We start from the raw sequence: 11196 nt of genomic DNA, 5'->3' as shown, positions 1-11196 counted from the left end.
GCTTAGGGAAGTTCGGCTCTACCCATACCGTTTTATCTTTCATCCACTGCCAGCGTGGAGCATCAAGCGCTGATTGCGGGTTTAAATGAAAATCCACCGTGTTCATAACGACTTGGAGGTGGCCCTGGGGCTGCATAAATCCGCCCATGACGCCAAATGGTCCGACGGGCTGATCCTCCTTCGTTAAAAAGCCAGGGATAATGGTATGATACGATCTCTTATTCCCTTCCAGAGAGTTTGCGTGCCCTTGTTCCATGGTGAAGTTGTGACCACGGTTCTGAAGAGCAACGCCAGTTCCAGGCACCACTAATCCAGAACCGAATCCCATGTAGTTGCTTTGAATAAACGATACCATGTTACCTTCCCCGTCCGCGGCAGCCAGATAAACGGTTCCTCCTTTTGGGGGTACGCCCGCTTCCGGATCGCCAGCCTCTTCTGTGATAGAAGATCTGCGTTCCGCTGAATAATCTTCATCTAGTAAATCATTGATCCCTACTTCCATAGAGGAGGCATCGGCGATGTACTTTTCTCCGTCTGCAAAGGCGAGTTTCATAGCTTCTATTTGCTTATGATATGTAGAATCACTTTCTTTTTCAAGTATGTCAAACCCTTTTAACATGTTCAAAGCTGAAAGCGCCACAAGTCCCTGGCCGTTCGGAGGGATTTCCCACACGTTATAACCACGGTAATTCACGGAAATTGGATCAACCCATTCCGGTTGATAGCTGGCTAAGTCTTCTTTAGAAATAAAACCGCCGTACTGTTTAGAAAAAGCGTCAATTCGATCGGCTGTTTCTCCATTATAAAAGTCTTCAGCATGGGTTTCAGCTATTTTTCTCAATGTATGGGCATGACCTTCCGAGCTCCAGACTTCACCGATTTCAGGAGCTTTGCCATTAGGTGCAAAGGTATCGAACCAGTGGGTGAACTCTTCTCCTTTTAATGTTTCACGGAACTTCTTCGCAGCCATCCCCCAGAATTTTCCCAACACTGGAGAGATTGGGTATCCTTCTTCCGCATACTGAATAGCGGGAGCGAACAATTCTTTAAATGGAAGCTTGCCAAAACGGCGGGATAGTTCTGCCCATGCACCGGGGGCTCCAGGAACAGTAACAGGCTCAAAGCCAAACTTCGGAATCTCTTCGTACCCTCGTTTTCTTATTTCTTCCGTAGATATAGAAGCAGGTGAATGGCCACTGCCATTCAGTCCGTAAAGTTTATTTTCTGTCCATACAAGGGCAAAGGCGTCTGAACCGATTCCGTTTGAAGTAGGTTCAACGACCGTTAAAGCGGCTGCTGTTGCTATGGCTGCGTCTATCGCATTTCCTCCTTTTTGCAGTATGGACAGCCCGGCTTGAGACGCAAGCGGCTGTGAGGTCGCAACCATTCCGTTTTTTGCAATGGTCGAGTTTCTTGCGTTTTCAAAGGGATGATAGAGATAGTCTAAGTGCTGCATTTAATCATGCTCCTTTCACTTGTAAGTAAAGTGGAAAAGTAAATTTTTTCAATCTTCCCATCATTTTACTATGTCTTCTATTAAAAGAAAAACCGTTTACATATTTAATAGAGGAAAATAAGTGGCTACATATGGTAGACTCGAAATATCCTATACTTGGAAAGGATGGTTACAAGATGTACGGAATAGAAGAAAAAAGAAACGAATTACTAGCTTTTGTGGAAGAGGTATCTGACGAGGAAGCGCGTACGAAACCAGACGAAAATTCCTGGTCTATTTTAGAAGTCTTAGAGCATTTGTACTTAATGGAGCAAATGATTGTCCATCAGATGAATCAGGCTATCAAACGTGGGGATGAGCAGCAGGTAAATGAAAAGCCGCTGCACAAAACAACCAACCGCGACTATAAGGTGGAAGCACCTGAAACCCTGAAACCAAAAGGTGAATTTAATACGTTGAAAGATGCGAAAAAAGGTTTGGAACATACTCGTGAAGCCACTTATTTTCTAGTTCATAATAAGGATAAGGAAACGCTGCAGAATCGTGCTTTCCCTCATCCCTCTTTCGGCGACTTGAATCTCGAACAGTGGGTCGAGTTTATCGGCTGGCACGAGCTTCGTCATTTAGATCAGATGAAAGAAGCAAAAACTCATATCTAATAAAAAAATCCTCCCTGCAGCAAACCGCTCAGGGAGGATTTTTGTTTTACGAATGTTTTGTTGGTTTAACTTCTTCCCCATTTTTTCCACTATAGCGTAGTCCCCAGCCAGTCATGGCTGCAACAAACATAACGATGAGCAGTCCCCAGCCCTGGAACACATATGGAAAGACTTCTGTCGGGCCAACAACCGGAAGGAAGTCATACTCTTCCGCAGCTCCCTGGATCGTAGCCCACGCAAGAAGCACTCCGCCACTCCAAGGGAAAATGTAACCTAATGATGAAGTCACCGTATCGAGGAAATTGGCTCTACGATATGGATGGATGTTCATCTCTATGCCAAGCTTTCTGACAAATGGTGCAGCAGCAATTTCTGCAGCCGTGTTTATTGTGATAAACACATTTAAAAAAGCTACAATTCCGAATATCGAAAGTTCCGCCCGGCGCACCACGTTATTAATGATTCCAAGGAAGAAATTCTTAATAACTTCCATTGTGCCTGCTACCTCAAGTAAATGGGCGGCAGCCAAAATTAATAGAATCAGAATGGCCATATTGAAATAACCGCCAATTCCACTCATCAAGGCTCCTTCCACAACAGCATCTCCAGAATCATTTTTATAAATGTGAAGAACTTTTGTTAAGGAAACGCCTGACACAGCAATGAGTCCGATAGAAGTGACGATCCCCCACGTCAATGAGGTAAGCAAGTGATGCCCGCTCAGTGCCAGATAGAGAACGAGAATGAATGGCAGGAGCATAATCAACCCGTTAGGAGCTACTTGCGCCTGCAGCTGGTTAATAACTTCTGTACTTCCCTGTTCTCCGCCGCCGCCAAAGATAATAAATAGAATAAGAGCTGGAATAGCAGCCGTTATGGAATATTTGAACCTTGAGCGAACCACTCCAGGCACATCTGCTTCCTGAGTAGTCGCAGATACGATGGTGGTATCAGATACGGGAGCCAGATTGTCTCCAAACACCGCACCACTTAAGATAGCGGCAAGTAATATTACGGGATCTGCCCCTAAAATGACACCAGCCGGATACATCAGGACGCCGAACGTAGCTACTGTACCATAACCTGTACCTACGGCCGTGGCGAACAGAGCCGACAACAAGAAAGTAATGGCTACAAAAGCGCCTCCTTCCAATCCTGTCTGAAATCCAAACCAGATCAGGCCATCTACGAGCCCTCCGGCCGATAGTAACTTCGCAAACATCCCTGCCCAAAACCAGGCGATAACAGCAATCACGCCTACGGGTTGAGCCATTCCTGAGAATAAACTTTGAGCATAATCTGCCCACTGGGATTTACAGAAAAACAAACCAATGGCTATCCCGATAACCATCCCAAGTACAAGGGATTGCTCGGTTACCAATTCCGTTACACTCAAGGCAATTGCCCAAATAATGAAAAACACCAAAGGAATCGTTGCAGCAAATACTCCACCACGAAACTCTAACCGTCGAATGTCTTTCTCTCCTAATGCTTCATCTATGACTTCGTTACTTTCCTGGTCAGCCACTAGACTCCCTCCTTACTTCAATCTTAAACTTCCTATCTACTTTATCATTGAATAGCTCCTGTTAGAAACTAAAAAATTTTGCCACTTTAAAGCGAAAGGGTTTTACCTTTCAGGAGGCTGTAATAATTTTATTGTTATATGTCATACAATGGTGTATGATATACACTATAAAGAGAGAGCGAGGTGGCTCATTGGGTAAATTATTACATTCCTTAATTACTGAGATGAGAAGGGGCTCTTTGACACTTGCTGTTCTCAGTCAATTAAAATCTCCTCAGTATGGATACTCACTTGTTCAGCGTTTGGAAGCTTCGGGCATTGTTATTGATCAAAGTACTCTTTACCCTTTGCTCAGACGACTGGAAAAGCAGGAATTAGTAACCAGCACGTGGGATACATCGGAAAGCCGGCCTAGAAAATATTACGTACTGAGTGATTATGGTCAGGAGATCTTTAATGAGCTGAAAGCAGAATGGGAAAGAACTTCTTTACAACTTCATAATTTATTACAAGGAGAGGAAAAGGATGGACTTAATTAAACCGTATGTTTACGAGGTCACTCGAAGACTCCCGGATAAGATGCAGGACGATGTTGCTCTCGAACTCCAATCAACTATTGAAGATATGCTTCCTGAGCATCCATCAGAAAAAGATGTAAGAGCTGTGTTGACGAACCTGGGCGACCCGGCTGTACTTGCCAGACGCTATAGTGATCGTCCCTCCTATTTAATTGGTCCTGCCTTATATGATCAGTATTTGAACGTTTTAAAGCTCGTTCTTCCTATTATTATGATCATTGTTGTCATCTCCGTAGTGGCTGAAAAGATTCTTTCTTTTTCTGGTGAAACAAGTATGCTTTCCATTATTCTATCTATCTTCATTCAAATCTCGTTTGCTGCAGCCTCTGCCGGAATTCAATCTGTGTTCTGGATTACAGTTATTTTTGCTGTTGTCGAACGGTCTACGAAATCAGAGGAGGAACCTTTCGGAAAAGCCTGGACTCCGGATCAGTTGAAGAATAAGCCAGCCATTCCAAAGAAACGATTGATATCCAATTGGGAACTGGCAGGAGGACTTCTCTGGACTGTCGTTGGAGTAACGGTTTATCTGAATGCTTCCAGTCTGTTTGCTATATACGAGCAGGAAAATGGTGAAGGTTTAAATAAGGCCGCCACGATATTTAACGAAGAAATCCTGGCTTCCTTCTGGCCTTACATTGCTATATTAGCGGGAAGTTCTCTTGCTTTAATCATTTATAAATGGTTCTTAAAGCAGTGGACAATAAAACTGGCTGTTATTAATACGCTGTATAACGTGCTTTGGGTTATTCTTTTAAGCCTGATGCTCAGCCATCCGGATTTGTTTAATCCAGTCGCTGTCACAGAGCTTGAAGGAGCTCTCCAGTCCGATTTATCGAATTTAACTCAGTGGGTCAGGCTAACGGCTATTATAACCGCTGTAGTTTTTTCTGGAATAGATATATTTGAAGGATTTAGAAAGGCAAGAGAAGGAAGGAAATATAAAAAGTTAGAGGTGGAACAAGTTGATTGAATTGAAGAATTTCTCAGACGAAGATTATGATCAGCTGATTGGCTGGATTCCTACAGCCGCTTTCTTAATGAAATGGGGAGGTCCCATTTTTCAATTCCCTCTGGATCACAACCAGCTGGAATCCTATACCAGTCAGCCTGACCGCATCGTGTATAAAGCATGGGATTCTGAATCTAAAGAAGTGGTCGGACACATTTCTTTAGGAAGAATCGATTATAAAAATGAATCGGCCCGCATCGGTAAAGTCCTAGTAAGTCCAGGACATCAAAGCCGTGGAATTGGAGAACAAATGATTGCTCAGGTTACTGCTATTGCTTTTGAGGATCTCAAGCTTCATAAGGTGGCCCTTGGCGTCTTCGATTTTAATCACCCGGCGATCCGCTGCTATGAAAAAGCTGGTTTTCAGAAAGATGGACTGCTTAGAGACCACCGGAAAGTAAACGGATCATTTTGGAACCTATTAGAAATGAGTCTATTGCGAACGGAGTGGGAACCACTCTCATCCCACCAAAAAAAGGAAGCTCCCTCGTACTAGGAAGCTTCCCACTTTAATAATATGGCTCTTTTAAATTAACGTGTTGGTCTTACAGTTGAGCTCCAGATTCTGTAAGAATTGATTTCGGAATATTGTTTTACATGCCAACTGCTTTTAAACTTCATCCTTTAAATGGATAAGACGGAAGCCCACGGACTTTTGTTTTTAATTTAAACAGTCCTCCTGCTTCTGGATACTTCTCTAAGTCCTCTTCACTCATATCTTTTCTGGCAGTCGTAATATAGAGTTCATTCATATCCTTACCGCCAAATACACAGCATGTGACATTCGAAGCTGGAACATCGATGAATTCTACACATTCTCCTTTTTCAGGGTTCCATCTGGAAACACCTGCTCCTCCAAAATGAGCGATCCATAGCATCCCCTCTTCATCAATGGTCATGCCATCCGGCGACCCTTGATCTTCTGGAATAGTTACCACAGTTTTCGGATTGGTAATTTCCCCTGTCTCCATATTAAAGTCGTATCGCACCACTTGTTTGGTGGGCGTATCAATATGATACATATAAGCATGATCAGGTGACCATGCGAGTCCATTGGATATGCTGAGTCCGTTCAGCTTCTCTGTAACTTCAAGATTAGTATCCAGCCTGTAGAGAGCTCCTTTGTCCTGCTTTTCCTCTAGATTCATAGTCCCTGCCCAAAACCTTCCAGCAGGGTCACATTTGCCATCATTAAACCGATTGCCTGGCAAGTGATTTTCCGGATCGGTTATAGGCTCCAGAGTTTCTGACATCCAGTTATAAAAGTAAAAACCATTTTGAAGTGCAAGAATGACTTCGCCATCCTCCCGCGGTTGAATGGTACCAGGATACTGCTCCAATTCTACTGTCGTATTTTCATGCTGGACGGGATCATATCGGTGAATCTTCTTACCGACAATATCTACCCAATACAGAACTTCCTTTTCTGAGTCCCAGCTTGGACCTTCACCTAATGTTGACTTGGAATCAAGTACTAATTTTACAGACATGGAGATCCTCCTATAATTTGATTGCTATTATAATAACATTTCTTTCCTTTTTTTAACGATAAGCAAACCATTTGTAACTCATATTTAAAAAAAATTACAAAAATAGGTCCTTCTTCCCTCTCCCCAAAAGATAACGCTTACATTACTTATATTCTATACTATTACCAATTTAATCCTATCCATAATCCCTCCATCTGCTGTCATCGGTACGGTTCGAAGTATTTGACTATGCACATTATTCTGATAACATTATGAAAACATAAGGTAACTTTCAAGTAACTATAAAATAAGTGTAATTACAGGAAGGTGAAAGTGTGACTAATCAGCCAAAAACAAACGATCATACAACTCCCTTACGCCGGGACATTAATGAACTGGGTAAAATGCTCGGTAATCTACTTGTCCATCACGGCGGAGAAGAGTTATTAAACAAAGTTGAAACCATTCGTCAATTGACGAAAGATCTTCGAAACAATCATAGTACATCTACTTATAATCAACTGAAAGAAGAAATTCAAAACCTCAAGCCTCCTATGCGATCCCAGGTGATCCGGGCTTTCTCAATTTATTTCCACCTCGTTAACATAGCTGAACAAAACCACCGTATCCGCAGACGCCGCGAGTATCAACTAAGAGAAGACCACGGAGCTCAGCCTTTCTCTCTAGAAAGCGCCGTACTAAATTTAAAGAATAATAATTTTTCAAAAGATGTGATTCAAAAGGTGTTGGATCATCTATCTCTTGAACTGATTATTACTGCACACCCGACAGAAGCTACAAAAAGAACCGTGCTGGAAATCCAGAAGAGAATCGCTACTATTTTGCAGAAGCTGGATAATCCTCTGCTTACTAAGAATGAAAGAGACAGCCTGAAGGACAGTCTTCAAAACGAAGTCAGCGTTCTATGGCAGACTAATGAACTGCGTGATCGTAAGCCGACTGTAATGGATGAGGTGCGAAACGGCCTCTATTACTTTGATGAAACGCTTTTCGATGTGCTTCCAGAAATCCATCAGGAACTGGAATATTGTCTCGAGGAGAACTATCCGGAAGAAGATTGGGATGTGCCTAATTTCCTTCGTTTCGGTTCCTGGATTGGAGGCGATCGTGACGGAAATCCGAACGTGACCCCTGATATAACGTGGCAGACTTTACAGAAGCAGCGTAACCTTGTCCTGAACAAATATGAAGAAGTGCTTGTAGAGTTAATGAAGCGTTTCAGTCATTCTTCTGCTCAAGTAACGGTTACAGACGAATTAATGGCCTCTATAGAGAAAGAAGAACCGTTGCTCCCTAAAGGGAAGAAATGGCGCGTAGAAAAAGAAATTTACCGCCGTAAATTTGCTATCGTTCTGGAACGTTTGCGCCAGGTCGGTCAATCAGATCTCGGCTATGATTATGCTGATGAACTGCTTGAAGATCTTTATCAAATTCAGAAAAGCGCCAAAACACACCAGCCTGCCAGACGCGAATTGAAAAAACTGCGCAAACTGATTCGCCAGGTTGAATTGTTCGGCTTCCACTTAGCAACTCTCGATATCCGGAACCATAGCGGTGAACACGAAGCAGCAGTGGACGAGCTGTTGCGTAAGGTAAGTATTGAAGATAATTACAGTGAACTTGCTGAAGACAAGAAAATTGAGGTTCTACAAAACGTATTGAAGGACCCGCGTCCTATTTCATTATTAAACGAGGATTATTCAGACAGCACTCAGGAAATGCTTACCGTCTTCCAAATGATCCGTAACGCACATATTGAGTTCGGGAAGCGCTCCATTGAAGTTTACCTGATCAGTATGACGGAATCTGCAAGCGATCTGTTAGAAGTTCTCGTCCTTGCTAAAGAAGCCGGCATTTACCGTCTGCACGCTGACGGAACGGTGGAAAGCAATATTAACGTAGCCCCATTACTGGAAACTGTTGATGACCTCGTAGCTGGACCTGAAATCCTGAAGACGTTATTTGAGATGGATGTCTATGCGAAACATCTTAATCACCGAAATAATCATCAGGAAATCATGCTTGGATATTCAGACGGCAGTAAAGATGGCGGTACATTAACAGCTAACTGGAGACTATACAAAGCCCAGCAGGAAATTCATACAATGGCCCGCGAGTATAACGTTGGACTGAAGTTCTTCCACGGGCGCGGCGGTTCCTTGGGTCGCGGTGGCGGTCCACTAAACCGAAGCCTCCTTTCCCAGCCGGAAGAAACACTGGGTGACGGTGTGAAAATTACCGAACAAGGGGAAGTTCTTTCCTCCCGCTATTTGATAAAAGATATTGCGTACCGCAGTTTGGAGCAAGGTGCATCCACCTTACTGGAAGGGGCAGCCAATGTTTCCCAGGAATCAGAACAAGCGCATAATCGCGAAGACGCATGGGAACAGGCGATGGAGGAAATTGCCGAAATTTCCCTTAAGAAATATCAATCCCTGGTGTTCGGCGATAAAGACTTCCTGACCTACTTCAACGAAGCAACGCCATTAAAAGAAATCAGTGAATTGAACATTGGCTCACGTCCAATGAAGCGTAAAGACAGTTCCAAGTTTGAGAATCTGCGTGCGATCCCATGGGTATTCGCATGGTCACAGAACCGTCAGCTGATCCCTGCCTGGTATGCAGCAGGTTCGGGTCTCGCGAGTTACGTTGAAAATGATAGTGACAGACTTGAACAGCTTAAGCAGATGTATATTAACTGGCCGTTCTTCCGCTCCACCATCAACAACTTACAGATGGCTCTTACCAAAGCGGATATTCAAACAGCACAGGAATATACACAGCTGGTTAATGACCAGGAGCTTGGCGAACGAATCTTTAATAACATCGTTGACGAATACGAGCGAACTAAAGAAATTCTTCTTAAGATCTCAGGGGATGAAGAATTACTCACTCATCAGCCGACGATCAAAGAATCCGTACGCCTGCGTAACCCTTACGTCGATCCGCTGAATTTCCTTCAAGTGGAACTGATTAAAGAGCTGCGCGCATCGGAAGATCAAGATGATGAACTACTAACCGAAGTCCTGCTTACCATAAGTGGTATTGCAGCTGGTCTTCGTAATACAGGCTGATTAAGAAATATCAGGCACTATAGAAAAAGCTCACAGCTTATGGCTGTGAGCTTTTTTAGCATCTTTGAACGTTAGTCTTTCTTCCCCGTTAAACTCTCCATATGCTGTTTAAACTCTTTTATTTTTTCATCGGGCTGCAAGTTCAATTCTTTTTCTTTTCCTTTCCAAGACCGCTTCGCATCCACGGTAACACCCGTCTGCATCCCTTTAGAATCACTGATTACTCATTCCCTCTTCCCATCAGGGTGCGGTGCACTCTCAGAATGAACGTTCTGTGAATCTTTTACCATACATACTTCCTCCTTTTTATTAATTTGAGTGTACATAGTTGAATTTATTCTTCTTATGGACTAGTGAAATTCAAACTTGAGGGGTTGAATAGGACAGAAATGGGGTCACATAAATATAGATTAAGGATAGGAGGAACCCCATGGAAATTCTAATAACCGCCGGATGCTCCATCTTGGCAAGCTCTTATATTACGTATAGGTGGACAATTAGGCAAAAGAAAGAGACGTATTCCCTCGCTTATTTTCTATCTAAGACGGAGCGCTCTCCTTTAAAAGAGATTATAGAAACCATTCAAAATGCTGAAAAAACCATTGATGTAGCCATTTTTCTTTTTTCCAACCAAAATATAGCCGCTGAGCTGATTCAAGCGTCGAAACGAGGCGTTAAAGTTCGAGTATTTACTGACCGGGAACAGCTAAAATCGTTCGAAGCTCAGATCAAAAATATTAAGGAACTCACGGACAACGGGGTTGCCGTCCGTACTAACACCCACGACGGAACGATGCATATTAAATTGCTGATTTCTGACCGCATGCATGCTTTAGTTGGTTCTTATAATTTCACTTATAATGCCGAGAGAAAAAATGATGAAATCCTGCTTCGGGTAGATGATGAAAGAATGGGACGGCAGCTTAGTTCAGTGTTCGAAGATTTATGGCAGGACGGAGTGAACTGGCAGTTTTATAAAGATCAGCCCGAAGAAAAGATTAGTTGAAGGGGGAGATTCTCCACTTCTCAGGTCCATTCATGAATAAACGCTGGATTGGTGGGGAAATGGCGGGATCTCAGGTTGAAAGCGGCAGCACCTTAGCCAGTGGCATATGAACTGGGCTGAGCTGGCGCAGATAAGGGGGCTTATTTAGGTGTAATCAATACGGAGGATTTACAGAGGCAAAAGAAAAAGGTGCTTTCCTTTTAACATGGAGAGCACCTTTTTGTATGATAAATTGTTAATCCGTTTCACCCAGCATACTTTCTATTTCACTCATAATCGTGCCCGCTTCTTCCCAATTTCCATTGGATAACGCGTTTTGATAATCTTCAAATAAAGTTGAAAGCTCCTGGAGTTTTTGTTCTGATTCCAACAAGTCCTGAGTGTTTTCATTTC

The 11196-nt window shown here is 43.1% G+C and carries 9 protein-coding genes; 6 read left to right on the top strand and 3 right to left on the bottom strand.

The features are described 5' to 3' along the window. A partial coding sequence (locus WAM07_RS05465) for a gamma-glutamyltransferase family protein (RefSeq protein WP_422165418.1) occupies positions 1-1456 on the bottom strand: 1456 nt, incomplete at its 3' end. Positions 1457-1632: 176 nt separating this feature from the next. Here WAM07_RS05465 and WAM07_RS05460 point away from each other — a divergent pair. Further along, positions 1633-2115 carry a DinB family protein gene (locus WAM07_RS05460; protein WP_422165416.1) on the top strand — a complete coding sequence of 161 codons (483 nt, stop codon included), beginning with the start codon at positions 1633-1635 and terminating at the stop codon, positions 2113-2115. Positions 2116-2161: 46 nt separating this feature from the next. Here WAM07_RS05460 and WAM07_RS05455 read toward each other — a convergent pair whose 3' ends face one another. After that, a complete protein-coding gene (locus WAM07_RS05455; protein ID WP_422165414.1) occupies positions 2162-3643 on the bottom strand; it encodes a Na+/H+ antiporter NhaC family protein in 1482 nt (493 codons plus the stop codon). 191 nt (positions 3644-3834) lie between these two features. Here WAM07_RS05455 and WAM07_RS05450 point away from each other — a divergent pair, with 191 nt between their 5' ends. The 3 genes from WAM07_RS05450 to WAM07_RS05440 are packed head-to-tail and all read left to right on the top strand — an operon-like array spanning position 3835 to position 5729. Then, entirely contained in the window at positions 3835-4182 is a 348-nt protein-coding gene (locus WAM07_RS05450) for a PadR family transcriptional regulator (RefSeq protein WP_422165413.1), read from the top strand. Continuing rightward, a complete protein-coding gene (locus WAM07_RS05445; protein WP_422165411.1) occupies positions 4169-5194 on the top strand; it encodes an HAAS signaling domain-containing protein in 1026 nt (341 codons plus the stop codon). Before WAM07_RS05450 ends, WAM07_RS05445 begins: the two co-directional genes overlap by 14 nt. After that, the gene (locus tag WAM07_RS05440) at positions 5187-5729 is read left to right on the top strand and encodes a GNAT family N-acetyltransferase (RefSeq protein ID WP_422165409.1); all 543 of its coding nucleotides are present in this window, start codon (positions 5187-5189) and stop codon (positions 5727-5729) included. Before WAM07_RS05445 ends, WAM07_RS05440 begins: the two co-directional genes overlap by 8 nt. 121 nt (positions 5730-5850) lie before the next feature. Here the strand turns inward: WAM07_RS05440 and WAM07_RS05435 are convergent, their stop codons facing one another. Continuing rightward, positions 5851-6723 carry an SMP-30/gluconolactonase/LRE family protein gene (locus WAM07_RS05435; RefSeq protein WP_422165407.1) on the bottom strand — a complete coding sequence of 291 codons (873 nt, stop codon included), beginning with the start codon at positions 6721-6723 and terminating at the stop codon, positions 5851-5853. 314 nt (positions 6724-7037) lie between these two features. Between WAM07_RS05435 and ppc the strand changes: the two genes are divergently transcribed. Both ppc and WAM07_RS05425 read left to right on the top strand, forming a co-directional pair. Beyond that, complete coding sequence (gene ppc / locus WAM07_RS05430; protein WP_422165405.1) at positions 7038-9797, top strand: phosphoenolpyruvate carboxylase; 2760 nt, start codon at positions 7038-7040, stop codon at positions 9795-9797. A 430-nt stretch (positions 9798-10227) separates the two neighbouring features. Continuing rightward, positions 10228-10803, top strand: coding sequence for a phospholipase D-like domain-containing protein (locus WAM07_RS05425; protein WP_422165403.1), 576 nt, complete (start codon positions 10228-10230; stop codon positions 10801-10803). Positions 10804-11196: the final 393 nt, after the last annotated feature.

It is taken from the genome of Halobacillus sp. (assembly GCF_049282395.1).
GTDB lineage: Bacteria > Bacillota > Bacilli > Bacillales > Halobacillaceae > Halobacillus.
Note: the sequence above shows the minus strand (reverse complement) of the source record. Positions and strands in the feature narration are given on the sequence as shown.